We start from the raw sequence: 22,243 nt of genomic DNA on the forward strand, positions 1-22,243 counted from the left end.
GGGCGGTGCCGTCTCGGCACCGCCCTGTTCCGTCGAGCTCGTTACTGCTGCGTGAGCCGCGCTTCGAACGCGCGCTGCAGGTCGCGGAACTGCTGGGCCTCCGCGGCGAACGGCGGGTTCGGCGCCATCCGGTTGGGGTCCGGGTTCAGCAGGTAGGAGACGTACCAGCCGAGCGGATTCGACTGTGCCAGCGCCTGTTCCACGCTGTCGTCGTCGGCGTAGTCGGCGGCGTCGCTGAACAGTTCGACGGCCAGGTCGAGCTGCTCGATGTCGACGGCCTCCGGGCCCTCGGCCAGATCATCGACCAGACCGGTGAGCACGTAGACGTTCTCGTCGGTCACCTCGACCTCGAGCGAACCGTCCACCGCCGCGGTCTGCACCTCGGCGAAGGTGGAGACCCGGCCCAGCTCGTGCTCGTGATCGTCGGCCAGGTAGCGGGCCAGCGCGCGCTCGGAACCGAACACCGTGATGGTGCGGCCGTCGCCGAGGAAGATCGGCTCGTCGTCGAGGTAGCAGCGCAGGGTGAAGTGCTCGCCGTCGGAGGTGACGATCTTGACCGGGTCGATGCCGACCTCGTGCCAGAAGGAGTCGTCCTCGTCCTCTTCGTCGTCGTCCTCGGCGTCGAGGTCGACGTTCTCGAACTCCTCGTCCTCCTCGGCGGCGTCGTCGGCGTCGACCTCGTTCTCCTCGGCCGCCAGCAGTTCGGCCTCGGCGACGGCGACCGCGGCCGCGTCGACCTCGGGCGTGCTGACGACACTGTCGATCGCGTCGAGCACGTCGTCCCAGCCCTTGACGATGGCCGCGCCGACCTGGTCCCACAGCTCTTCGCCGTCGCGGCCGACGAAGGTGTTCGCGCCGCTGGCCAGCGCGCCGAGCACCGGGTTGGACCCGAAGAACTTGGTCACCACGTCGAGCTCGCACACCTCGCCGATGTTGCGCACCATCGCCAGGGTGTCCTCGAGCTCGCCGACGACATCGACGTCCGGGTCGCCCGCGGCCAGCTCGGGCACGGCGACCAGATCGAAGCTGAAGTTCTCCTCCGGCTCCAGCTCGGCGGCCGAGAGACCGGCGATGATCGCCCAGGACGGGTGGTCGACGAGGTCGTTGTCGGAGTTGGTGCGGATGAACGCCGCCAGCTCCGCCACGGACTCGAATCCGTAGAGGTCGTCCTCGTGACCGAGGAACGCCTCCCACTCGTCGTCACCGTCGCGCCAGCGCGGTGCCCACAGGGTGACGAGATCGCCATCGGTCAGACCGAGCTCGATCGGGACGATGTCTCCAGAAGCCATGACGCGAAGCCTATCGACCTTCAGCGCCGGGCACTATCCGGCCCGGGTGCTAATTGCTCCGACCCCTGCGGGGCGGACCCGGTGAGCGATTCGTTCAGTGTCGCAATGATGTTGGAACGTGCCGCACCGGCGGTCTCGGTCGCCTGTTTGCAGGCCGTCAGGATGAGCTGCGCGGCCTCGGTGGGGGCCAGTGCGGTGATCCCCTCGTCCAGGGACAGCGCGACCAGGGCGCCGTCGCTGTTGACCTCGGCGGTGACCAGTCCGTCTTCGGTCGTGAATCGCCCGTTGACCTGCTTCAACCCGTACAGCGCCGCCTCCAGCGCCTCCAGCTTTCCGGTCACCCCGGCGACCAGGGCATCCATTTCCGCGCTCACAGTGGCCTCATCCAACTCGTCTGACCGGTGTCGGCGTCGTCGATGCGATCGAGCTCGTCGACCGCCTGGCGCCGGGTGGGCAGGTTCATCCGGTCCAGCAGGTGGTCCGGGATCTCGGCCTGCTCGCTGTAGATCTCGCGCAGGCGGGCCGCGGCGGCGATGGTCGAACGCCTGGTCAGGCGGAGGATCTCATCGGCGAGCGCCTGGGCGCCGTACTGGTACTCGCTGCGTTCGAACTTGATCGCGATCGGCAGGCCCATGCTGGTCGCGCGGACCGAGATGGTTCCGGACCGGTTGGTGCTGACCGCGGACTCCACATTGGGAACCTCGGGGATCGGCGTGCCGGTCATGCGGTAGGCCTGTAGAAGCCGTAGAACTCCATGCCACTGTTCTCCGTTCGGATGGAACTGATCGAGACGGGATCGCCTGCCTCGACGAGCTGCCCGTTGCCGACGACCATGGCGACATGGCCGTCCCACACGGCCAGATCGCCCGGCATCAGGTCACCGGGGGACACCTGAGGATGTCCGATGTGCTGTTCCTGGGCGAGCCGGGGCAGGTCGACCCCCGCCTCGCCGTAGGCGTACTGGGTGAGCCCACTGCAGTCGATGCCGGAGCCCGGGCTGTTGCCGCCCCACACGTACGGGGTGCCGACGGCGCTGATCGCCGAGCGCACCGCCGTCGCGGCCTCCTCGTTGGGCGCCTCGACGGTGCTGCCGTCGGGCAGGGTGATCTTGACCCCGGTGCCGGTCGACCCGGTCGACGATCCCGACGAGGACCCGGTCGAGGTCTTGCTGCCGTTGTTCGTCGTGCCGGTGGTGGTCGACTTCGAGCTGCTCGAAGTGCCGCTCAGCGCGCTCGACAGACCCGAGGTGACGGCGCTCAGCACCGAGCCGCCGGTGCCCGACAGCAGGCTCGAGGCCGAGGACGCCAGGCTGGAGATGCCCGAGGACGTGCTCGCCAGCGAGGTGCTCGACGGTGCAGGGGTGAGCTCCTGGATCGCCGCGGTCTGGGTGCCCAGCTCCTCCTCGACCCGGCTGACGACGCCGAGCCCCTGACCGATGTGGTCGATCGCCGAGCTGACCACCGCGGCCAGGCCGACGGGCGTGGCCAGGGTGGGGCTCAGCGCCGACACGTCGGCGAGGAAGGAGTTGACGATGGTGTCGAGATCCTTCTGCCCGGTCTCCACGTAGGCCGCGGCCTGGTCGACGACCGTCGCCATCTCGTTGCCGGTGTCGGACAGGGTGGCCGAGGATGTCTGCACGCGCAGCGCCTTGGAGGTGGCCGCGTCGACCGCCATGCCGTCCCAGGCGGTGTTCACGTTGTTGATGCTGTTGCGGCCGAGCTCGTAGATCTGGTCGAGATTGGTCGAGGTGGAGCGCAGGCCGTCGGACGTGCCGTCGGTGCCGAGCACGCCGGTGCCGAAGCTGGACAGCAGATCGAGCAGGGGCTGGGCCAGTCCGCTGAGGTCGATCATGCGTCGGTGCCGATCTCGCCCGCCGAGCCGAGCCCGCCCGCGAAGTCGGCGTCGGTGTCGACCAGAGTGGTGGCCGCGCTCGCGGTGGCCGCGCTCATGCTCGCCATGACCGCGGAGAGCTGGCCGATCGCGGCCACGTGACCGGCGTGCGCCGCCGAGTACGCGGCGACGAAATCGCCGCCGATCAGACCCATGATCGGGCCGAGCAAGCCGGGCGCGGAGGCTACCGATCCGGCGACCGCCGTCGCCAGGTCGGTGGACATGACCCCAGCGGTCGCGCTGTAGGCGACGATGCCCTCCGCATCGGCCGACATCTTCGTCATCGAACTTCCCCCATCCTCGAGTTCCCGGGCAGAGTACGTCACTCCATTGCTTGGACGCACCGAGGCCGCATTCGGTTCCCTCGACCGCGAAAATTTCCCCAGCAGCCGTACCCGGAGCGCCTGGTGACCCTATCGTTTTTTCATGCGCACCGACACCGTCGACCACCCGCTGGCCGCGACCCTGCTGAGCACCATGCGGGACGCCCGTACCGACAACGCCGCCTTCCGCACGGCATTGCGCGACCTCACCGGCATTCTGATGTACGAGGCGCTGCGCGACGCGCCCGTCGTGCGTGCGCCGATCGACACGCCGGTGGCGGTCACCGAGGGTGTCCGGCTGGCCGCGCCGCCGCTGCTGGTTCCGGTGCTGCGCGCCGGTCTCGGCATGGTCTACGCCGCCGCCGATCTCGTGCCGCAGGCCCGGGTCGGTTTCGTCGGCATCGCCCGCGACGAGGAGACCCACCAGCCGGTGCCCTATCTGGAATCGCTGCCCGCCGACCTGACCGGCCTGCCCGTCTTCGTCCTCGACCCGATGCTCGCCACCGGCGGCTCGATGCGCCACACCCTCGAGCTGCTCGTCGCCCGTGGCGCCACCGACATCACCGCCGTCTGCGTCGTCTCCGCTCCCGAAGGCATTGCGGCCCTGGCCGACTCCGGTCTGCCGGTCCGGCTGGTCACCGCCGCCGTCGACGAGAAGCTCAACGAGAACGCCTACATCGTCCCCGGCCTCGGCGACGCGGGTGACCGCCAGTTCGGCCCCCGCTGAAATCCCGTCGCCGACCGGGCGATCTGTGTCATCCTGCCTCTATGGGGAGTGTGGACGAACCGGTCGATCCGGTGTACGCCGATGTGATGGAGTGGGTGTCGGGGTATTTCGTCGCGCTGGCCGGCGACAGCGTGGGATACCGGCCGGGTGAGCAGGTGCACTGGTGCCCCGAATGGTGGCGACATGCCGGTGCCGTGGTCCGGCTCGACGCGCTGTGGAAGGCGTGGGAGGACCTGCGGCGGGGCGGCGGGTTCGGCATCAGCGTGTGGCTCCTCGATCACATGGATCCCCATGTCCGCGTGCTGCTCTCGTCGTCGGGGCCGTTCCGGCACTGCTCGATAGAGCGGGGCCACCGCGCGACCGAGCCGTTGCCGGTGGCCGAGCCGCCCGAGGCAGCGCTGGGATTCTTCGACGGTCCGGCGGTGCGCGGCACCCGGTGACGGGGGTGGCTACCCGGTCGCCGGACCGAGGGACCGGCAGTACGCGGCCAGCTCGGCGAGTCGGTCGGCGGCGGACGCCCTAGCCCGCGGGAGGTCGGCGGCTTCCCCGACCGGGGCGAAGACCTCCAGGTAGCACTTGAGTTTCGGTTCGGTGCCCGACGGCCGGACGACGATGCGGAAGTCGTCGGCGTCGAAGATCAGGGCATCGGTGCGCATCCGGCCGCGGACCTGGGCCTGGTCGGTGAATTTCACCGGTGTTCCGGCGATCTCGCTGGGCGGGTCCGCGCGCAGGGCGGCGGCGAGCGCGCCCGCCGCGGCCTGATCCGCCAGGCGCAGGGACACCTGGTCGCCCGCGTGCAGGCCGAATTCGACGGCGTAGGAGTCGAGTTCGTCCTGGAGGGTGCGGTGCCGGGCCTTCAGCAGGGCGACCAGGTCGGCGGCCGAGACGGCAGCGGAGATGCCGTCCTTGTCGCGGACGGTGGCCGGATCGACGCAGTGGCCGATCGCCTCCTCGTAGGCGTAGATGAGGCCCTCGCCCGCCCTGGCCAGCCATTTGAAGCCGGTGAGGGTCTCGGCGTAGCGGGCCGAGCGGGCCGGGGCCAGCTTCGACAGCAGGCGCGAGGAGACGATGGTGGTCGCGACGAGGGGGTCGGCGGCGGCGGTGCGCAGCACGTAATCGGCCAGCAGGACACCGGTCTCGTCGCCGCGCAGCATGTGCCAGCCCCGCGCGCCGCGCACGCCGAGAGCGCAGCGATCGGCATCGGGGTCCAGCGCGATCGCCAGGTCGGCGTCGACCCGCTCGGCCAGGGCCAGCAGCAGGTCGGCCGCGCCGGGCTCCTCCGGGTTCGGGAAGGCGACGGTGGGGAAGTCGGGGTCCGGGGCGAACTGCTCGTCGACGACGTGCACATCGGTGAACCCTGCCGCCGCCAGTGCCCGCACCGCGAGCGCACCGCCGACACCGTGCAGCGCGGTCAGCGCGATTCGCACCGGCGCCCGCTCACCCGCGCCGCCGAGCACGCCGGGCAGCTCGGCGACCCGCGTGAGGTAGCGGTCGACCAGTTCGGCACCGGACGGGGAAACAGACTCCCGCGCAACAGGTTCCACGACGGCGTCGATGCACCGTTCGATCTCGGTGTCGGCGGGCGCGATCAGCTGGGACCCGCCGTCGAGGTACACCTTGTAGCCGTTGTCGGCCGGCGGATTGTGCGACGCGGTGATCTGCACCCCGGCCACCGCGCCGAGCTGCCGGACCGCGAACGCCACCACCGGCGTCGGTACCGGGTCGGGCAGCAGCGTCACCGGAAAGCCCGCCGCGGTGAAGATCTCGGCGGTGGCGGTGGCGAACTCGGCCGAGCCGTGCCTGGCATCGCGCCCGACGACGACCGCGCCGCCACCGAGGCACCGCTCACGCAGCCAGGCCGCGACCCCGGCGCTCGCCCGCGACACGGTGGTCACGTTCATGCCGTCCGGGCCGTCGCGCAGCGGTCCACGCAGGCCCGCGGTCCCGAAGCGCAGCATCTACACGCGCTCCAGGATCCCGCGCAGCAGCTTGCCGAGCCGGGGCGCGGCCGCCTGCCCCTCGGCGAGCACCTCCGCGTGCGACAGATGCTGACCGGTGACCCCGGCCGCCAGATTGGTGACCAGCGAGATGCCGAGCACCCGCGCGCCGCGCGAGCGCGCCTCGATCGCCTCGAGCACCGTCGACATGCCGACCAGGTCGGCGCCGATCGTGGCCAGCATGCGGATCTCGGCGGGGGTCTCGTACTGCGGTCCGGTGAGCCCGGCGTAGACGCCCTCGGTCAGGCTGGGGTCGATCTCCCTGGCCAGTGCGCGCAGTTCGGGGTCCCAGGCGTCGACCAGGTCGACGAAGCGGGCGCCTTCCAGCGGCGTGCGCGCGGTGAGGTTGAGATGATCGGCGATGAGCACCGGCTCGCCGACCTGCAGGCCGGGCCTGATCCCGCCCGCGGCATTGGTGAGCAGCACGATCTCGGCGCCCGCCGCGATCGCCGCCGTGACCGGGTGGACCACCTGCTGCGGTGTGTAGCCCTCGTACAGGTGCTGACGGCCCATCAGCAGCAGCACGTCGTTGTCGTCGACGGTGACCGAATGCACCATGCCGCCGTGGCCCTGCGCGCTGGGTTTCCCGAAGCCGGGTAACTCGGGCATGGGGATCGAGGCCTGCGGCGCGCCGATCTCGGCGGCGGCCTCCTGCCACCCCGATCCCAGCACCACGGCCACGCGATGACGCGGCACTCCCGTACGTTCGGCGATCGCCTGAGCGGCCTGTTCGGCAAGCATGAGGTGAGTCTATGCGGCGCGGGCGCCGCGTGTTCGCGGCACCGGAGGGCTGCGGGGCGGGCGGGTGGCTACCCGCAAGTAGGTAGCTGCCGAGCTGCGGTTTATCCTTCCCGTCATGCCGTATTTGGAGCGCTCCGGTGATGTGTTCGTCCTGTACCTCGGAAACGAGGGGGAGACCGACAACGAGAACCGTTTCTCGCCGGGCTGGATCGACGCCTTCCACGCCGCCCTCGACGAGGTCGAGGCGTCCGAGGGCGCTGCCGCGCTGGTCACGGTCGCGACCGGCAAGTACTACAGCAACGGTCTCGACACCGACTGGGTGTTCGGCAACCTGGACAAGATCCACGGCTACCTCGACCGCGTGCACACCCTGTACACCCGGCTGCTGACCTTCCCGATGCCCACCGTCGCCGCGATCAACGGCCACGCGTTCGGCGCGGGCGCGATGCTGGCCTCCTCGCACGACTTCCGGGTGATGCGCGGCGACCGCGGCTTCTGGTCGCTGCCCGAGGTGCACCTGGGCATGCCGTTCACCATCGGCATGAACGGCCTGCTCAAGGGCCGGTTGAGCAACCAGGTGTGCGTGCAGGCGATGACGACCGGTCATCGGTTCGCCGCCGACGAGGCGATCGCCGCGGGCATTGTCGACGCGAAGGCCGACGCCGAGCAGGTGCTGTCCGCCGCGATCGAGCGCGCCGCCGCGCTGACCAGCCTGCGCAAGCCGATCACCCCCGTCATCAAGACCGCGCTGCACGCCGAGACCCTCGCCGCGCTGGCCACCCCGGTCACCGCCGAGAACCTCCCGTTCGGGAACTGAGCCGCTCGCCGGTGCGCCGCTGACACCCCCTGATGCGAGACTGGGGGTATGGCACCCTCGCGCACCGGCGAACTCTCGGCCACCGCATCCGATGCCGCGATCACCGCGGCGGCGGATGAACTGATCGGGCTCTCGCACGCGATCCACGCCGAACCCGAGCTCGCCTTCGCCGAGACGCGCAGCGTCGCCAAGATCCTCGCGTCGCTGGCCGAGCGCGGTTTTCTCGTCACCACCGGCGTGGCGGGCCTGCCGACCGCGTTTCGCGCCGTCTACGGCAGCGGCCCGCTCACGGTCGGTATCTGCGCCGAATACGACGCCCTGCCCGAGATCGGGCACGCGTGCGGGCACAACATCATCGCCGCGTCGGCGGTCGGTGCCGCGATCGGGCTGGCCGAGGTCGCCGACGAGCTCGGCCTGACCGTCGTCGTGCTCGGCACGCCCGCCGAGGAGAGCGGCGGCGGCAAGGTGCTCATGCTGGAGGCGGGCGCCTTCGACGACATCGCGATGGCGATGATGGTCCACCCCGGCCCCGCCGACATCGTCGGCGCCCGCTCGCTGGCCCTGGCCGACCTGTCGATCGTCTTCCACGGCCGCGAGGCGCACGCGAGCGCCGCGCCGGAACTCGGCCGCAACGCCGGCGACGCGGTGACCCTGACCCAGGTTGCCGTCGGCTTGCTGCGCCAGCATCTACGCCCTGGCCAGCAACTGCACGGTATAGTCGCTGACGGTGGCGTAGCCCCCAACATCGTGCCCGGACGGGCGGAGTTGCTGTACTACCTCCGCGCGGCCGATTCCGCGTCACTCGACGACCTGATGCGACGAGCGAAGGCGTGTTTCGAGGCGGGCGCCCTGGCAACCGGCTGCACTCACGACATACGGACGCTCGCGCCCACCTATACCGAGCTCACCCCCGATCCGGTTCTTTCGGCTGTCTACCGCGCGCAGATCACCGGATTGGGCAGGGTGCCGATCGCGCCCGAGCTCGAGGTGCTGCGTCCACTCGGGAGCACCGACATGGGCAACGTCACCAACGTGATCCCCGGTATCCACCCGGTGATCGGCATCGACGCCGGTGGCGCGGTGACCCATCAGCCGGACTTCGCCGCCGCCGCGGTGAACGCCTCGGCCGATCGTGCGGTACTCGACGGTGCCCGCGCACTGGCGCGTACCGCTGTCGCGATAGCGCGCGATGAAGTACACAGGGACAGGTTGTTGCAACGGCTGGTCGAACGACAGGAGGACATTCGGTGAGCATTTCCGGCTATTCGGGCACCGCGCGCGCAGGCGCCGACGCGCTATCGATGGGCGTGGGAGCCCACTCGATGATGCGTGAGAACGCGGTTTGTCCGACCATGCCGGACACCGAACGAACCGATATGCCAGGAGCGGAGATCGTCGACGCGTGGCTGGCCGAGCACACCGCCGACCTCGTGCAATGGCGGCGGCACATCCACGCCAACCCCGAATTGTCGCGCGCGGAGTTCGCCACCACCGAGTTCGTCTCGGGGTGGCTGACCAAGGCCGGGCTGAGCTGGGAAGTGCTGCCCGGCGGCACCGGCCTGACCTGTGATCTCGGGCCGACCGACACCCAGCGGATCGCCCTGCGCGCCGACATGGACGCGCTGCCGATGCAGGAGTTCACCGGCCTGAGCTTCGCCTCGACCGTGCCCGGCGTGTCGCACGCCTGCGGGCACGACGCGCACACCACGGTGCTGCTCGGTACCGCGCTCGCGCTGGCCGAGGCCGAGCACACGCTGCCGGTCGGGGTGCGGCTGGTGTTCCAGCCCGCCGAGGAAGTGATGCCGGGCGGTGCGCTCGACGCCGTCGCCGCCGGGGCGATGCGGGGTGTCGACCGGATCTTCGCGCTGCACTGCGATCCCCGGCTGGAGGTCGGCAAGGTCGGGCTGCGGACCGGGGCGATCACCTCGGCCGCCGACACCGTCGAGCTGGTGCTCGACTCACCGGGCGGGCACACCTCGCGCCCGCACCTGACCAGCGACCTGGTCTACGCGATCGGCACGGTCATCACCGGCCTGCCCGGTCTGCTGAGCCGCCGCGTCGATCCGCGGACCAGCACCGTGATGGTGTGGGGCGCGGTCAGCGCGGGCAAGGCGCCGAACGCGATCCCGCAGACCGGCATGCTCACCGGCACCGTCCGCACCGGCGACCACGCCACCTGGCTGCTGCTGGAACCGCTGGTCCGCGAGATCGTCGACGGCCTGCTCGCCCCGACCGGGGTGCGCTACCAGCTCAACTACAAGCGCGGCGTCCCGCCGGTGGTCAACGACGCGACCTCGGCCCTGATGTTCGAGAACGCGGTCCTGGCCATGGGCCCCGACGCCCTGGCCGACACCCCGCAGTCCGGCGGCGGCGAGGACTTCTCCTGGTACCTGGAGGAGGTCCCCGGCGCGATGGCCCGCCTCGGCGTCTGGTCCGGCACCGGCGACCAGCTCGACCTGCACCAGCCCACGTTCGACATCGACGAACGCGCCCTGGCAGTGGGCGTCCGCACCCTGACGAACATCATCCTGCAGGCATAGCAGCACGGAAGAACATGGGTAACTCACCGGGCACGGGCTGACCCGACCCACTCCTGACCGCCGGCCGCCGACGCAACGTCAGCGGCTGGCGAGTCCGGCCAAAATACGCGGAGAGGCGGTCCAGCTCAAGCGCCGGGGCCTACGTTCTTGCTGTTGCGGGTGCGCAGGGCATGGACGTAATCCTCGGGGGCGCCTGCCTTTTCGGCCGCGTCGGCGATGACGCCGATGTACCGCGCCGAGGGCAGCCCGCCCTCGTAGGCGTCGAGGACGTAGAGCCACGCAAGCCGCGACTCGCCCTGGGTGCCGGTGACCCGGATCCTGATCTTCTTGTGGATACCGAAGTCCGAGCCTTCCCAGCGGTCGAGGCGGTCCTCGTCCTCGGGGGAGACGTCGTAGAGGACGACGAACACCCGGGAGCCCGGATCTTCGACGACGGTGGCCAACGGCCCTTCCCAGCCGATGTCGTCACCGGCGAAGGTCAGGCGCCAACCTTCCAGCCACCCGGTCCCCGACATGGGCGAATGCGGGCAGCGTTCCAGCATCTGCGTCGAGTCCATGTTGGACCCGTAAGCGGCATAGATCGGCACCTGACGAACTGTAGCCAATAACAGCAGCGGAATTCCTGTCTCCCACCCAGATCGGCTGACGGTCACAGTTGTGGCGGGTCTCGACACGCCGAACTTGTTCACCGATCCGACCCCGGACCGTCACAACGCACCTGAAATGATGGAGCGACAGTACGGACGGGTCCCCACAAGGGACGCGGCCGATCAGGCGAATACAGGGAGCGTGGCTGTGGCACGGATTGCGATCATCGGTGGCGGACCGGCGGGATATGAGGCAGCCCTGGTGGCCGCCCAGCACGGGGCCTCGGTGACCCTGGTCGACGCCGACGGCATCGGCGGCGCGTGCGTGCTCTGGGACTGCGTTCCGTCCAAGACCTTCATCGCCTCCACCGGTCTGCGCACCGATCTGCGCCGCGCCCGCGATCTGGGCATCACCCTCGACGCCAGCCAGGCCCAGGTGCACCTGCCCGAGGTGAACGGCCGCGTCAAGGCGCTCGCGCTGGCCCAGTCCGCCGACATCCGCGCCAAGTTGCAGGCCGCCGGGGTGCAGCTGCTGGCGGGCCGGGGCGAATTGGTCGGTCCCGCGACCGGTTTGGCGCATCGGGTCAAGGCGATGCTGGCCGACGGCAGCACCGAGGAGTTCGAGGCCGAGGTCGTGCTCATCGCCACCGGCGCCAGCCCGCGCGTGCTGCCCGGCGCCGAGCCGGACGGCGAGCGCATCCTGAACTGGCGCCAGCTCTACGACCTGCAGGAACTGCCCGAGACGCTGGTGGTGGTCGGGTCCGGTGTCACCGGCGCCGAGTTCGTCTCCGCGTACACCGAGATGGGTGTGCGGGTGAAGCTGGTCTCCAGCCGCGACCGCGTGCTGCCCGGCGAGGACGCCGACGCGGCGCTCGTGCTCGAGGAAGCGTTGGCCGAGCGTGGCGTGGAACTGGTCAAGCACGCCCGTGCCGACGCGGTGGAGCGCACCGCCGACGGCATCGTGGTGAAGCTGTCCGACGGCCGTACCGTGACGGGTTCGCACGCGCTGATGACCGTCGGCTCGACGCCGAACACCGACAGCCTCGGCCTCGACCGGGTCGGCATCGAACTCGATCGCGGCGGATACCTTCGCGTCGACCGGGTTTCGCGCACCTCGGTGCCCGGCGTCTACGCCGCGGGCGACTGCACCGGCCTGCTCCCGCTGGCCTCGGTGGCCGCCATGCAGGGCCGCATCGCGATGTATCACGCGCTGGGCGAGGGCGTGAGCCCGATCCGCCTGAAGACGGTGGCCTCGGCAGTGTTCACCCGGCCGGAGATCGCGACCGTCGGGGTCAGCCAGACCGCGATCGACAACGGCGAGGTGCCCGCGCGCACGGTGATGCTGCCGCTGAACACCAATCCGCGCGCGAAGATGTCGGGGCTGCGGCGCGGTTTCGTCAAGATCTTCTGCCGCCCGGCGACCGGCGTGGTGATCGGCGGCGTTGTCGTCGCGCCGATCGCCTCGGAGCTGATCCTGCCGATCGCGCTGGCGGTGCAGAACAACCTCACCGTCACCGATCTCGCGCAGACGTTCTCGGTGTATCCGTCGCTGACCGGTTCGGTCACCGAAGCCGGGCGTTTGCTGATGCGCCACGACGACCTGGACTGAGCGCCGCGCCGAAAAATGTGAGTCGGATCACTGATCGGCGAGGTTTCGAATTGTCTTGTTCGACAACGGTGGTCGTCGATTCCCGATGGTGGTCCCGGAGCGTGTTTCCGCAGGCGGAGCGGCGGCGGTGCGAAACTTACTGCTGCGTTGCCTGTCCCGCGCTCATGTGGTTGACTCACGGCCGAGGCGTGATCAGTTGTGGTCGCGTGGTGGAGCAGTGGGGGATTCCCTCCGGGAAAGGGATAAGCGAAAAGTGAAGCATCGTAAGCCGAGTCGGGCGCAGCGAGCGATGGCCAGCACGTCGTTGCCCCTGGCCGCTGCGGCCGCCGTGGCAACCATTCTCGCGGCTCCGGCCGGCGCGGTCCCCAGCGACCAGCCGACCACTCCCGCGACCCCGGCGCCTGCGCAGCCGGGCACCCAGCAGCCCTCGGAGGAGGCGCCGGAGACCGGCGGCCCCGAGCAGACGCAGCCGGAGACGCCGGAGAACGTGAAGCCGGGCGAGAACAAGCCCGGACAGACCAAGCCGACGCCGGCCCAGCCGGGCGTCACCAGCCCCGCGCCGGGTCAGCCGGGTCAGGCCACGCCTGCCACCCCGACCCCGAGCCAGCCGGGTGTCACCAGCCCCCGTGTCGCGCCGCTGCCGGTGCCGGGTCAGACCGGCCAGGGCAGCCAGGCGCAGCCGGCCGTCCAGCCGGAGCGCGCGGGCACCACCCCGCAGCAGGAGACCACTCCCGGCCAGCAGGGCACCACCCCGGGCCAGCCGGGTACCACGCCCGGTCAGCAGTCGCAGGGTCAGCCCGCGCAGCCGTCGCAGGCCCAGCCGAGCGTGCCGTCCGATCAGGGCACGGCCACCGAGGGCGAGGGCTCCGACCAGCTCGTGCAGACGCCCACCTGGACGGCGCCGCACTTCACCGACGCTCCGGCCGCGCCGGTCGTCGAGATGGAGGGCCCGCACCAGGAGGTCGGTGTCTCCATCGACGGCGGCGGCGTGCTGCCCGGTGTGGTCAACACCCACCACTACAACAACGCCTCCGGCTACGTCGGCACCGTCGGCTACCGCACGCCGACCGGTTTCGGTGACGCGGGCGTCTCGGTCGAGTACGTCGGCGAGAACTCGGTGAAGGTCACCACCTACAACGGTGGCGACGGCCGGGCCGACAACACCACCGTGACCGTCCTCGACACCACCCAGGCCAACCTGGCCAAGGCGGCGGTCGAGAACTGGATCAAGGCGCAGCCGGGTGGCGCCGCCGCGATGGAAGCGGCCGCGAAGGCTACACTTCCGGTGCCGGGGGAGCTGCTTCAGACGGTGAACGTCGCAGGTGTCACCACCCAGTGGGGTGGCTCGCTCCAGTACTGACACGCAGTACGTCGTGTGGGGCGGTCGGATGGCGACCGCCCCACACGTGTGTCCTGGGGAAAGGATTGGATTTGGGCACCGACGGTGACGACAACGAGCGCGGCGACAAGCAACCCGCCGCCGGATTCGGTCCTCCCGTAGGCGATTTCGGGCCGCCCGTGGACGACGCGGCCACCGGTTTCGGTGGCCCGCTCGCCGCGGCGCCGCCGCCCGCGCCGCCCGGCGGTCACCCGGAGATGGGCTGGCGCCCGGCCGCCGCGCCGTCGTCCGCGCCCGGCCCGTTCGGCGCGCCGATCGCCGGGCAGCCGCCGGTCCCGCCGCCGCCCGGTCCGCCGACCATGCCCCCGCGCCCGCCGGTCCAGCCCGCCGCGCCCACCTCCGTCTTCGGTGACGCCGTGGCCACCCCGCCGCAGTCCTCCTCGCCGTTCGGCGCCCCCGATCCGCGCATGAGCGCGCCGTCGGAGGACCAGACGGTCCGCTTCACCGGTGAGCTGCCGCGCCGGGAGGGTTCGCCGTTCGGTGACTCCGTCCCGGTCAACTCGGGCCGGGAGCACACCGAGGTGATCCGGCGCGAGCGGCCGACACCCCGCGCCCAGGCGCCCGCCGACACCCCCGCGCCCGAGACCGTGCGGGTGCCCGCGCCGGAGACGGTGCGCGCGCCGATCGCCGAGGAGCCCAGGTCCGACGACAAGGCCTGGTGGAACAGTCCCGACGAGGGCGGCGCGGTCCCGAAGCCGCCGTCGGAGCCCGGACTGTCCTGGGCCGACGACCCGATCGCCCGTCGCCTCGCGCCGAAGACCCCGGTGACACCGGTCAGCGAGAAGCAGGACACCGACAAGCGCCGCCTGCGCTGGATCATCGGCGGCGCGGCGGCCGCGGTGCTCCTCGTCGTCGCCCTGATCCTGACGATCGCCCTGGTCAAGCGCGGTGGCGGCAGCGATCCCGGCGTGACCGCCGCCCCGATCCCGTCGATCGCCTCGCCCACCGAGTGCAAGTCGGTCTCCGAGGCGGCCGTCACCGTCGGCAACGGCCCCGGCGACACCTCGTCGGGCGCGAAGGCGATCCTGGGCTTCCAGTACGCCTTCTACGTCGACCGGTCCGGCGCGAAGGTGCGCGACTACGTGGCGCCCGACGCGGAGAACATCTCCACGGCCGAGACCATCCAGAAGGCGATCGACGAGCTCATCCCCGCCGGTTCCAAGCACTGCGTGAAGATGCGCGAGACGGCCACCGGCCGCTACGACGTGGAACTGCGCGAGTGGCATCCCGACGGTTCGGCGATCGTCTACAAGCAGGAGATCGTCACCACCAACACCGATGGGAAATGGCAGGTCAAGTCGATCACGGCGCGGTAGAAGTCTCACTATCTGAGACTTCTATTTCACATTCTGGCGAGCGGTATGCAATCGTGGGATGATTGCGGTTCCTTGGCGTTCCCGGGAGGTTTCCATGTTGTCGACAACTCCAGCATTGGCGAGCAAGCTCGCGAGCCTGCAGAGCTCGGCGATCAGGGACCTGCTCAAGCTCACCGCGCGCGCCGACATCATCAGCCTCGCGGGCGGGCTGCCCGACGCGGCGCTGATGCCGCGCGAGCGGATCGCCGCCGCCGCGCAGAACGCGCTGGCTGACGCGGCGGTGCTGCAGTACACCGAGTCGCCCGGCTGGCCCGCGCTGCGCGCGGTGATCGCGGCGCGGGAGTCCGCGCGGATCGGGCGTGCGGTGCCGCTGGAGGACGTGTTCATCACCCACGGGTCGCAGCAGGCGCTGTCGCTGCTCGCCGAGGTGCTGCTCGATCCGGGCGCGCTGGTGATCGTCGAGGACCCCGCGTATGTCGGTGCGCTGCAAGTGTTCCGGGCCGCGGGCGCGCGGATCGTCGCGGTGCCGCTGGACGGCGACGGCATGCGCGTCGACGCGCTGGAGGAGCTGCTCGCCGCGGGGGAGCGTCCCGCCGTCGTGCACACCGTTTCCAACTTCCACAACCCGGGCGGGGTCACCCTGGCGCCCGAACGCCGTCGCCGCCTCGCCGAACTCGCCGAGGCGCACGGCTTCTGGGTGATCGAGGACGACCCGTACGGCGAGCTCTGGTTCGACCGGCCCGCGCCCGACCCGGTCGCGAGCTACTCGCCCCAGGTGATCCGGCTCTCCAGCACGTCCAAGATCCTGGCGCCCGCCCTGCGGGTCGGCTGGATGGTCGCCCCCGACCACGTCTGTCGCGCCGTCGAACTGCTCAAGCAGGGCGCCGATCTCTGCGGCTCCGCGCTCACCCAGCAGATCGCCACCGAGCTGCTGACCGACACCGATTGGCTTGCCGCCCACGTCGATTCGGTCCGTGCCGCCTATGGCAGCCGGGCCCGCGCGCTGGTCTCGGCGGTCCGCGACACCTTCGGCGAGCGGGTGCGCAGCACCGACGCGATGGGCGGCATGTTCGTCTGGGTCGACTTCACCGACGGCACCGACACCACGGATCTGCTCCCCAAGGCCCTCGACGCAGGCGCGGCCTACGTCCCCGGCGCGGCCTTCGCCGTCGCGGACGCCTACCGCTCGTCGATGCGGCTGTGCTTCACCACCTCGGACGAGGCGACCCTGGCCGAGGCCGTGGCCCGGCTGGGTCGCGCGCTCTGAGTCGTCAGACCCAGCCGTAGGTGCGTTCGACCGCCTTGTTCCACTCGGTGTAGCGCAGGATGCGCTCGTCGTCGGACATGGTGGGTGTCCAGGTGTGGTCGGCGGTCCAGTTGGCGCGCAGGTCGTCGAGGCCGGACCAGTAGCCGACGGCCAGGCCCGCCGCGTAGGCGGCGCCGAGGGCGGTGGTCTCGCGGACCACCGGGCGGACCACCGGGACGTCGAGGATGTCGGCCTGGAACTGCATGAGCAGGTCGTTGCCGGTCATGCCGCCGTCGACCTTGAGGGTGGTCAGTTCCAGATCGAGCTGCTGGGCGGCGGCGTCGGCGCGCATGGCGTCGACGACCTCGCGGGTCTGGAACGCGGTGGATTCCAGTGCGGCCCTGGCCAGATGGGCCTTGGTGACGAACCGGGTCAGGCCGGCGATGACACCGCGGGCGTCGGGTCGCCAGCGCGGCGCGAACAGCCCGGAGAACGCCGGGACGAAATAGGCGCCGCCGTTGTCCTCGACGCTGCGGGCCAGCGGCTCCACCTCCTCGGCCGAGGCGATGATGCCGAGATTGTCGCGCAACCACTGCACCAGCGAACCGGTGACGGCGATCGATCCCTCCAGCGCGTAGACGGCGGGTTGGTCGCCGAGCTGATAGCAGGCGGTGGTCAGCAGCCCGTGCTTGCTGATCACCGGCGTTGTCCCGGTGTTGAGGAGCATGAAATTGCCGGTGCCATAGGTGTTCTTGGCCTCGCCCGGCGACAGGCACGCCTGGCCGAAGGTGGCGGCCTGCTGATCACCGAGGATGCCGGCCACCGGCGCGCCCGCGAACGGTCCGCGGGTGATCTCGGCGTAGACCTCCGAGGAGCTGCGGATCTGCGGGAGCAGCGACATCGGGATGTCGAACTCGGCGCAGATCCGCGGATCCCATTGCAGCGTGCGCAGATCCATCAGCATGGTGCGCGAGGCGTTGGTGACGTCGGTGCGGTGCTCGCCGGTCAGGTTCCACAGCACCCAGCTGTCCATGGTGCCGAAACAGAGGTCACCGGCCTCGGCGCGGGCGCGGACGCCGGGGACATTGTCGAGGATCCAACGCAGCTTCGGGCCCGCGAAATAGGTCGACAGCGGCAGCCCGGTGCGCTCGGCGTAGCGCTGCGGGCCCTGATCGCCCGCGAGTTCGGCGCAGAGCTGATCGGTGCGGGTGTCCTGCCAGACGATCGCGTTGTACACCGGTTCGCCGGTGGCGCGATCCCAGACGACGGTGGTCTCGCGCTGATTGGTGATGCCGATGGCGGCCAGGTCGCCCGCCGAGCAGCCCGCGTGCCCCAGCGCCGCGCCGAGCGCCCATTCGGTGTTGCGCCACACCTCCGCAGGCGCGTGCTCGACCCAGCCCGGTTTCGGGAAGATCTGGCGATGCTCCCGCTGCGCGGTCCCGACGATCCGGCCCTGCCGGTCGAAGACGATGCAGCGACTCGAGGTCGTGCCCTGATCGATGGCGGCCACATAGCGACGCATTGATGCAGGCTACCGAACCCCGGACCGGCGCTGCGCCGGCTTCGTCGGATGACACCACCGCGCCGGCGCTCGCTGGTTTTCCGCACCGAATTCGCTGCCACGCCCCGCCACGGTCGGCCCGCGCGCCGCGCAGGCACTACGTTGAGGTTGTACGCAGCGGCGCCGGGACCGTGGACGGCGTCGACCCACTGTCGGCTGATTCCGACCGAGCGCGGTCGGCGGCGAGGAGTCGAGCATGTCGCAGACACCGGAGTTTCCGTTCCTGCACCCGGGGGAACTGGTCGCGGGCGGCCAACGGCTCGGGCCCGGTCAGCTCGGCCCCGACCAGCGCCGCGCCGCCTGGGAGCGGCTCGGCAAGGACCAGTTCGACGTGCTGGTCGTCGGCGGTGGCGTGGTCGGCGCCGGGATCGCGCTGGACGCGGCGACCCGTGGCCTGTCGGTCGCGCTGGTCGAGGCCCGCGATCTGGCGTCGGGGACCTCGAGCCGGTCGTCGAAGATGTTCCACGGCGGCCTGCGCTACCTCGAGCAGCTCGAGTTCGGGCTGGTCCGGGAGGCGCTGAAGGAACGCGAACTGGCGCTGTCGACGCTGGCGCCGCACCTGGTGAAGCCGCTGCGATTCCTGTACCCGCTGACCCACCGGGTGTGGGAGCGTCCGTACGTGGCCGCCGGTCTCACCCTCTACGACACCATGGGCGGCGCGAAATCCGTTCCGGGACAGCATCATCTGACCAGGCACGGCGCGATGCGGCTGGCGCCGGGGTTGCGCAGGGACGCGCTGATCGGCGGTGTCACCTACTACGACACCGTCGTCGACGACGCCCGCCACACCATGACCGTGGCCCGCACCGCCGCGCACTACGGCGCGGTCATCCGCACCTCCACCCAGGTCGTCGGGTTCCTGCGGGAGGCCGACCGGGTCGTCGGGGTGAAGCTGCGCGACACCGAGGACGGGCGCACCGGGGAGGCGCGTGCGAATGTGGTGATCAACGCGACCGGGGTGTGGACCGACGAGGTGCAGAGCCTGTCGCGGCAGCGTGGCCGGTTCCATGTGCGCGCGTCCAAGGGCGTGCACATCGTGGTGCCGCGCGACCGGATCGTCAGCGATGCCGCGATCATCCTGCGCACCACCAGCTCGGTGCTGTTCATCATCCCGTGGGGCGCGCACTGGATCATCGGCACGACCGATACCGACTGGAACCTCGACCTCGCCCACCCCGCCGCCACCAAGGCCGACATCGACTACCTGCTCGACCGGGTGAACGAGGTGCTGGTCACCCCGCTCACCCCCGCCGACATCGACGGCGTCTACGCGGGCCTGCGGCCGCTGCTGGCCGGGGAGAGCGACGAGACCTCCAAGCTCTCGCGCGAACACGCGGTGGCCCGCGTCGCGCCCGGCCTGGTGAGCATCGCCGGCGGCAAGTACACCACCTACCGGGTGATGGCCGCCGACGCGATGGACGAAGCGGCACAGGACATTCCGGCCCGGGTCTCGCCGTCGATCACCGAGAAGGTCGCGCTGATCGGCGCCGACGGCTACTTCGCCCTGGTGAACCAGACCGTGCAGCTGGCCGAGCACTACGGCGTGCACCCCTACCGGATGACCCACCTGCTCGACCGCTACGGCTCGGTGGTCGACGAGGTGCTGTCGCTGGCGGCGGGCAGACCCGAACTGCTGCAACCGATCACCGACGCCCCCGCCTACCTCCAGGTCGAAGCGGTGTACGCGGCCGCCGCCGAGGGTGCGCTGCACCTCGACGACATCCTGGCCCGGCGCACCCGCATCTCGATCGAGTACGCCGATCGCGGCGCGCACTGCGCCGAACAGGTCGCGCACCTGGTCGCGCCTGTGCTGGGCTGGGACGCCGACGAGATCGACCGCGAGGTGACCACGTACCAGGCGCGGGTGCGGGCCGAGATCGAATCGCAGACCCAGCCCGACGACATCTCCGCCGACGCGCTGCGGGCGGCGGCGCCGGAGCCACGGCCCCAGCTGCTGGAGCCGGTACCGCAGGATCGGTGAGCGGCCGCTAGACGGTCGCCCGCTGCAGGGCGGCCAGTTCGACGGCGTTGTGCGCGCAGAACACCTCGACCTCGTCGCCGTGGCCGCGCAGCAGTTCGCGCAGCCGCTCCTGATTGTCGATCCGGGCAGGCCCGACGGTCTGCATCAGGCGTTCGAACAGCGCGGCGGCGGGTGGCTGGTGCGGGTGCTCGAGATCGAGCTGACCGGGGTGGAAGTAGGCGTCGCCGACGGCGAACTTCCAGCCCGCCCCGGTGTCGATCGCGACACCGGCGTGGCCCCGGGTGTGCCCGGCCAGCGGGATGATCAGCAGTTCGGCGGGCAGGCCGCGCAATGGGCGCACCGCGCCGAAGCCGAACCACGGCTCGCCGAGTTCGTCGTAGCTCTGCCAGCGCGGCTGATGCGCGAATTGCGCTGCGCGATAACGGAACTTCTCGCGCGGTCCGTAGTGCCCTTCCAGCGCGCGCAGTTCCTCGTGGTAGACGTGCACGGTGGCCTGGGGGAATTCGGCGAGCCCGCCCGCGTGGTCGAGATCGAGGTGGGTGAGCACGATGTCGGTGACGTCCTCGCGGCGGTAACCGAGCGCCTCGATCCGGCGCGCGATGGTGCCCTCGAGCTCGAGCACGGGGCGGGTCATCCGGATGAAGCGACGGCCCAGCCATTCGTCGGGACGCCGGACCGCGCCCTCGCCGATGCCGGTCTCGATCAGGACCAGCCGGTCGTCGAGTTCGACGAGGACGCAGTGGCAGACCATTTCGGCGCGGCGGGTGAGGCCGCCGACGCCGTCGAGTAGACGGCCGCCGAAGGGACGCATGGTGCCGCCGTCGAGGTGGTGCAGACGCATCAGGAGAGCTCCTGTTCGAGAGTGGCGCGCAGGTGGTCGGCCACCGCGCGCAGGGGGGTGAGGTCACGTCGGGTGCGGGCGAGCAGCAGTCCACCCTCGAGCATGGCCAGCGCCACGGTGGACAGCTCGTCGGCGCGCGCGTCGGGAATTCCCTTGGCGCGCAGGAATTCGTCGATGGCGGTGCGCCAGGAGTCGAAACCGGTGACGCAGGCTTCGCGGATCGGTTCGCTGTCGCCGCCCGCGTCGAGGGCGATGGTGGCGATCGGGCAGCCGCGCTGGAAGTCCGAGTCGGTGAGCATCGCGCCGAGGGCGGCGAAGACGCCGTCCAGATCGCCCGCCTCGAGCGCGGCGGTGAGCAGTGCGCGCAGGCTGTCGGCCGACTGGACGATGGCCTCGGCGGCGAGTTGTTCCTTGCCGCCGGGGAAGTGGAAGTAGAACGAGCCCTTGGGCGCGCCGCCCGCGCTGACCAGCTGGTTGACGCCGGTGGCGTGGTAGCCCTGGGTATGGAACAGGTCGGCGGCGGCGTCGAGGAAACGCTGCCGGGAGTCCGTGCGTGGGGTCACCGGCTCAGCGTAGCTCGAGTATGACGACCGGTCTAGTTAGTTGGCTCGGGTTGGCAGCGGGGACAGAAGTAGATGCCGCGTTCGCGCTGGGTGATGCGATCGGCGGGGTCGTCCTCGCCGAGCAGGCGCGAGACGATCGCGGTCCCGCAGCGTGGGCAGGGGCGGCGGGTGCGGCCGTAGGCCATCGGCCGCCACGGGGGCTGGTGCGCGGCCTTGCCGAGCACCCGATGGGCCTCGTCGACGAGGGCGGGCAGGTCGCCGATGTCACCGACCGGCGTCGCGGGATGGACGCGGCGCAGGAAGCAGATCTCGCTGCGGTAGATGTTGCCGATGCCCGCCAGATTGCGCTGATCGAGCAGGGCGAGGCCGATGGGGCGGCGCGGGTACTCGTCGAGCCTGCGCAGGGCCTCGATGGCGTCCCAGTTCGGGCCGAGCAGGTCGGGGCCGAGGTGATCGATCACCGTGTGTTCCTCGGCGCGGGGCAGCACCTGGACCTTGCCGAGGGCGAAGCCGACCGCCTCGACCTCGTCGTTGGCCAGCACCACGCGCGCGGTGACCCGCGGCTTCGTCCAGCGCTGGCCGCAGTGGAACACCCGCCACTCGCCCTCCATCTTCAGGTGTGTGTGGATGCTCACCCGGTCGGTGCGGACGAACAGGTGCTTGCCGTAGCTGCCGACCTCGGTCACCAGATCGCCGACCAGGTCGACCGTCGCGTACCGGGGGACGCGGAAGTCGCTGCGGGTGAGGGTCTTCCCGGCCAGGGCGGTGCGCAGGCGCTCGGCCGTGCGGAAGACGATGTCGCCCTCGGGCATTCGG

22 protein-coding genes are annotated in these 22,243 nt (G+C 70.8%); 10 read left to right on the forward strand and 12 right to left on the reverse strand.

The annotated features are described in order from the left end of the window. Nucleotides 1-41: 41 nt before the first annotated feature. The 5 genes from ACFVW6_RS23865 to ACFVW6_RS23885 are packed head-to-tail and all read right to left on the reverse strand — an operon-like array spanning nt 42 to nt 3,463. Complete coding sequence (locus ACFVW6_RS23865; protein ID WP_378829912.1) at nt 42-1,289, reverse strand: primosomal protein; 1,248 nt, start codon at nt 1,287-1,289, stop codon at nt 42-44. Nucleotides 1,290-1,309: 20 nt separating this feature from the next. After that, nucleotides 1,310-1,651, reverse strand: coding sequence for a YbaB/EbfC family nucleoid-associated protein (locus ACFVW6_RS23870; RefSeq protein ID WP_355271629.1), 342 nt, complete (start codon nt 1,649-1,651; stop codon nt 1,310-1,312). An 8-nt stretch (nt 1,652-1,659) separates the two neighbouring features. Next, nucleotides 1,660-2,013, reverse strand: coding sequence for a hypothetical protein (locus tag ACFVW6_RS23875; protein ID WP_218717692.1), 354 nt, complete (start codon nt 2,011-2,013; stop codon nt 1,660-1,662). After that, a complete protein-coding gene (locus ACFVW6_RS23880) occupies nt 2,010-3,140 on the reverse strand; it encodes a C40 family peptidase (RefSeq protein ID WP_378829915.1) in 1,131 nt (376 codons plus the stop codon). Before ACFVW6_RS23880 ends, ACFVW6_RS23875 begins: the two co-directional genes overlap by 4 nt. Then, nucleotides 3,137-3,463: a type VII secretion target gene (locus ACFVW6_RS23885; protein WP_355271633.1), complete on the reverse strand. Its 327-nt coding sequence runs from the start codon at nt 3,461-3,463 to the stop codon at nt 3,137-3,139. The genes ACFVW6_RS23880 and ACFVW6_RS23885 overlap by 4 nt, the downstream gene beginning before the upstream one ends. A 142-nt stretch (nt 3,464-3,605) precedes the next feature. On the opposite strand from ACFVW6_RS23885, the gene upp reads away from it, so the two are divergent. Both upp and ACFVW6_RS23895 read left to right on the forward strand, forming a co-directional pair. After that, the gene (gene upp, locus ACFVW6_RS23890; protein WP_355271635.1) at nt 3,606-4,229 is read left to right on the forward strand and encodes a uracil phosphoribosyltransferase; all 624 of its coding nucleotides are present in this window, start codon (nt 3,606-3,608) and stop codon (nt 4,227-4,229) included. 41 nt (nt 4,230-4,270) lie between these two features. Next, nucleotides 4,271-4,669, forward strand: coding sequence for a DUF4913 domain-containing protein (locus ACFVW6_RS23895; protein WP_357349654.1), 399 nt, complete (start codon nt 4,271-4,273; stop codon nt 4,667-4,669). Nucleotides 4,670-4,678: 9 nt separating this feature from the next. Here the strand turns inward: ACFVW6_RS23895 and ACFVW6_RS23900 are convergent, their stop codons facing one another. Further along, complete coding sequence (locus ACFVW6_RS23900; protein WP_378829919.1) at nt 4,679-6,187, reverse strand: phospho-sugar mutase; 1,509 nt, start codon at nt 6,185-6,187, stop codon at nt 4,679-4,681. Further along, entirely contained in the window at nt 6,188-6,967 is a 780-nt protein-coding gene (locus ACFVW6_RS23905) for a purine-nucleoside phosphorylase (RefSeq protein ID WP_357349650.1), read from the reverse strand. Nucleotides 6,968-7,082: 115 nt separating this feature from the next. Between ACFVW6_RS23905 and ACFVW6_RS23910 the strand changes: the two genes are divergently transcribed. From ACFVW6_RS23910 to ACFVW6_RS23920, 3 genes are all read left to right on the forward strand, one after another. Next, nucleotides 7,083-7,784, forward strand: coding sequence for an enoyl-CoA hydratase-related protein (locus tag ACFVW6_RS23910; RefSeq protein WP_378829922.1), 702 nt, complete (start codon nt 7,083-7,085; stop codon nt 7,782-7,784). A 48-nt stretch (nt 7,785-7,832) separates the two neighbouring features. Continuing rightward, nucleotides 7,833-9,035 carry a M20 family metallopeptidase gene (locus tag ACFVW6_RS23915; protein WP_355271644.1) on the forward strand — a complete coding sequence of 401 codons (1,203 nt, stop codon included), beginning with the start codon at nt 7,833-7,835 and terminating at the stop codon, nt 9,033-9,035. 125 nt (nt 9,036-9,160) lie between these two features. Further along, a complete protein-coding gene (locus ACFVW6_RS23920) occupies nt 9,161-10,324 on the forward strand; it encodes a M20 family metallopeptidase (protein ID WP_355271743.1) in 1,164 nt (387 codons plus the stop codon). Nucleotides 10,325-10,449: 125 nt separating this feature from the next. Here ACFVW6_RS23920 and ACFVW6_RS23925 read toward each other — a convergent pair whose 3' ends face one another. Next, nucleotides 10,450-10,911 carry a gamma-glutamylcyclotransferase gene (locus ACFVW6_RS23925; protein ID WP_022567362.1) on the reverse strand — a complete coding sequence of 154 codons (462 nt, stop codon included), beginning with the start codon at nt 10,909-10,911 and terminating at the stop codon, nt 10,450-10,452. Between the two features lie 208 nt (nt 10,912-11,119). On the opposite strand from ACFVW6_RS23925, the gene ACFVW6_RS23930 reads away from it, so the two are divergent. The 4 genes from ACFVW6_RS23930 (at nt 11,120) to ACFVW6_RS23945 (ending at nt 16,502) form a co-directional block, all read left to right on the forward strand. Next, entirely contained in the window at nt 11,120-12,520 is a 1,401-nt protein-coding gene (locus ACFVW6_RS23930) for an NAD(P)H-quinone dehydrogenase (RefSeq protein ID WP_378829925.1), read from the forward strand. 289 nt (nt 12,521-12,809) lie between these two features. Beyond that, nucleotides 12,810-13,880, forward strand: coding sequence for a hypothetical protein (locus tag ACFVW6_RS23935; RefSeq protein ID WP_378829927.1), 1,071 nt, complete (start codon nt 12,810-12,812; stop codon nt 13,878-13,880). A 71-nt stretch (nt 13,881-13,951) separates the two neighbouring features. Continuing rightward, a complete protein-coding gene (locus ACFVW6_RS23940) occupies nt 13,952-15,235 on the forward strand; it encodes a hypothetical protein (RefSeq protein ID WP_355271649.1) in 1,284 nt (427 codons plus the stop codon). 94 nt (nt 15,236-15,329) lie between these two features. After that, nucleotides 15,330-16,502, forward strand: coding sequence for a PLP-dependent aminotransferase family protein (locus tag ACFVW6_RS23945; RefSeq protein WP_378829930.1), 1,173 nt, complete (start codon nt 15,330-15,332; stop codon nt 16,500-16,502). Nucleotides 16,503-16,506: 4 nt separating this feature from the next. Here the strand turns inward: ACFVW6_RS23945 and glpK are convergent, their stop codons facing one another. Further along, the gene (gene glpK, locus ACFVW6_RS23950) at nt 16,507-18,003 is read right to left on the reverse strand and encodes a glycerol kinase GlpK (RefSeq protein WP_355271653.1); all 1,497 of its coding nucleotides are present in this window, start codon (nt 18,001-18,003) and stop codon (nt 16,507-16,509) included. 235 nt (nt 18,004-18,238) lie between these two features. Here glpK and glpD point away from each other — a divergent pair, with 235 nt between their 5' ends. Beyond that, nucleotides 18,239-20,023, forward strand: coding sequence for a glycerol-3-phosphate dehydrogenase (gene glpD, locus ACFVW6_RS23955; RefSeq protein WP_355271655.1), 1,785 nt, complete (start codon nt 18,239-18,241; stop codon nt 20,021-20,023). Nucleotides 20,024-20,030: 7 nt separating this feature from the next. Here the strand turns inward: glpD and ACFVW6_RS23960 are convergent, their stop codons facing one another. The 3 genes from ACFVW6_RS23960 to ACFVW6_RS23970 are packed head-to-tail and all read right to left on the reverse strand — an operon-like array spanning nt 20,031 to nt 22,239. Next, on the reverse strand, nt 20,031-20,864 hold the full coding sequence (locus ACFVW6_RS23960; RefSeq protein WP_365011001.1) for an MBL fold metallo-hydrolase: 834 nt from the start codon (nt 20,862-20,864) through the stop codon (nt 20,031-20,033). After that, on the reverse strand, nt 20,864-21,427 hold the full coding sequence (locus ACFVW6_RS23965) for a TetR/AcrR family transcriptional regulator (protein ID WP_378829934.1): 564 nt from the start codon (nt 21,425-21,427) through the stop codon (nt 20,864-20,866). Before ACFVW6_RS23965 ends, ACFVW6_RS23960 begins: the two co-directional genes overlap by 1 nt. 32 nt (nt 21,428-21,459) lie before the next feature. Continuing rightward, nucleotides 21,460-22,239 carry a DNA-formamidopyrimidine glycosylase family protein gene (locus ACFVW6_RS23970; protein WP_378829936.1) on the reverse strand — a complete coding sequence of 260 codons (780 nt, stop codon included), beginning with the start codon at nt 22,237-22,239 and terminating at the stop codon, nt 21,460-21,462. Between the last annotated feature and the right edge of the window lie 4 nt (nt 22,240-22,243).

Source organism: Nocardia sp. NPDC058244, assembly GCF_042882065.1.
In the GTDB taxonomy this organism is placed as follows: domain Bacteria; phylum Actinomycetota; class Actinomycetes; order Mycobacteriales; family Mycobacteriaceae; genus Nocardia.

Excerpts from the sequence above, each read along its gene's own strand:
- ACFVW6_RS23865 (WP_378829912.1), bottom strand. The coding sequence starts at position 1,289 with ATGGCTTCTGGAGACATCGTCCCGATCGAGCTCGGTCTGACCGATGGC.
- ACFVW6_RS23870 (WP_355271629.1), bottom strand. The coding sequence starts at position 1,651 with ATGGATGCCCTGGTCGCCGGGGTGACCGGAAAGCTGGAGGCGCTGGAG.
- ACFVW6_RS23875 (WP_218717692.1), bottom strand. The coding sequence starts at position 2,013 with ATGACCGGCACGCCGATCCCCGAGGTTCCCAATGTGGAGTCCGCGGTC.
- ACFVW6_RS23880 (WP_378829915.1), bottom strand. The coding sequence starts at position 3,140 with ATGATCGACCTCAGCGGACTGGCCCAGCCCCTGCTCGATCTGCTGTCC.
- ACFVW6_RS23885 (WP_355271633.1), bottom strand. The coding sequence starts at position 3,463 with ATGACGAAGATGTCGGCCGATGCGGAGGGCATCGTCGCCTACAGCGCG.
- upp (WP_355271635.1), top strand. The coding sequence starts at position 3,606 with ATGCGCACCGACACCGTCGACCACCCGCTGGCCGCGACCCTGCTGAGC.
- ACFVW6_RS23895 (WP_357349654.1), top strand. The coding sequence starts at position 4,271 with ATGGGGAGTGTGGACGAACCGGTCGATCCGGTGTACGCCGATGTGATG.
- ACFVW6_RS23900 (WP_378829919.1), bottom strand. The coding sequence starts at position 6,187 with ATGCTGCGCTTCGGGACCGCGGGCCTGCGTGGACCGCTGCGCGACGGC.
- ACFVW6_RS23905 (WP_357349650.1), bottom strand. The coding sequence starts at position 6,967 with ATGCTTGCCGAACAGGCCGCTCAGGCGATCGCCGAACGTACGGGAGTG.
- ACFVW6_RS23910 (WP_378829922.1), top strand. The coding sequence starts at position 7,083 with ATGCCGTATTTGGAGCGCTCCGGTGATGTGTTCGTCCTGTACCTCGGA.
- ACFVW6_RS23915 (WP_355271644.1), top strand. The coding sequence starts at position 7,833 with ATGGCACCCTCGCGCACCGGCGAACTCTCGGCCACCGCATCCGATGCC.
- ACFVW6_RS23920 (WP_355271743.1), top strand. The coding sequence starts at position 9,161 with ATGCCAGGAGCGGAGATCGTCGACGCGTGGCTGGCCGAGCACACCGCC.
- ACFVW6_RS23935 (WP_378829927.1), top strand. The coding sequence starts at position 12,810 with ATGGCCAGCACGTCGTTGCCCCTGGCCGCTGCGGCCGCCGTGGCAACC.
- ACFVW6_RS23945 (WP_378829930.1), top strand. The coding sequence starts at position 15,330 with ATGTTGTCGACAACTCCAGCATTGGCGAGCAAGCTCGCGAGCCTGCAG.
- glpK (WP_355271653.1), bottom strand. The coding sequence starts at position 18,003 with ATGCGTCGCTATGTGGCCGCCATCGATCAGGGCACGACCTCGAGTCGC.
- glpD (WP_355271655.1), top strand. The coding sequence starts at position 18,239 with ATGTCGCAGACACCGGAGTTTCCGTTCCTGCACCCGGGGGAACTGGTC.
- ACFVW6_RS23960 (WP_365011001.1), bottom strand. The coding sequence starts at position 20,864 with ATGCGTCTGCACCACCTCGACGGCGGCACCATGCGTCCCTTCGGCGGC.
- ACFVW6_RS23970 (WP_378829936.1), bottom strand. The coding sequence starts at position 22,239 with ATGCCCGAGGGCGACATCGTCTTCCGCACGGCCGAGCGCCTGCGCACC.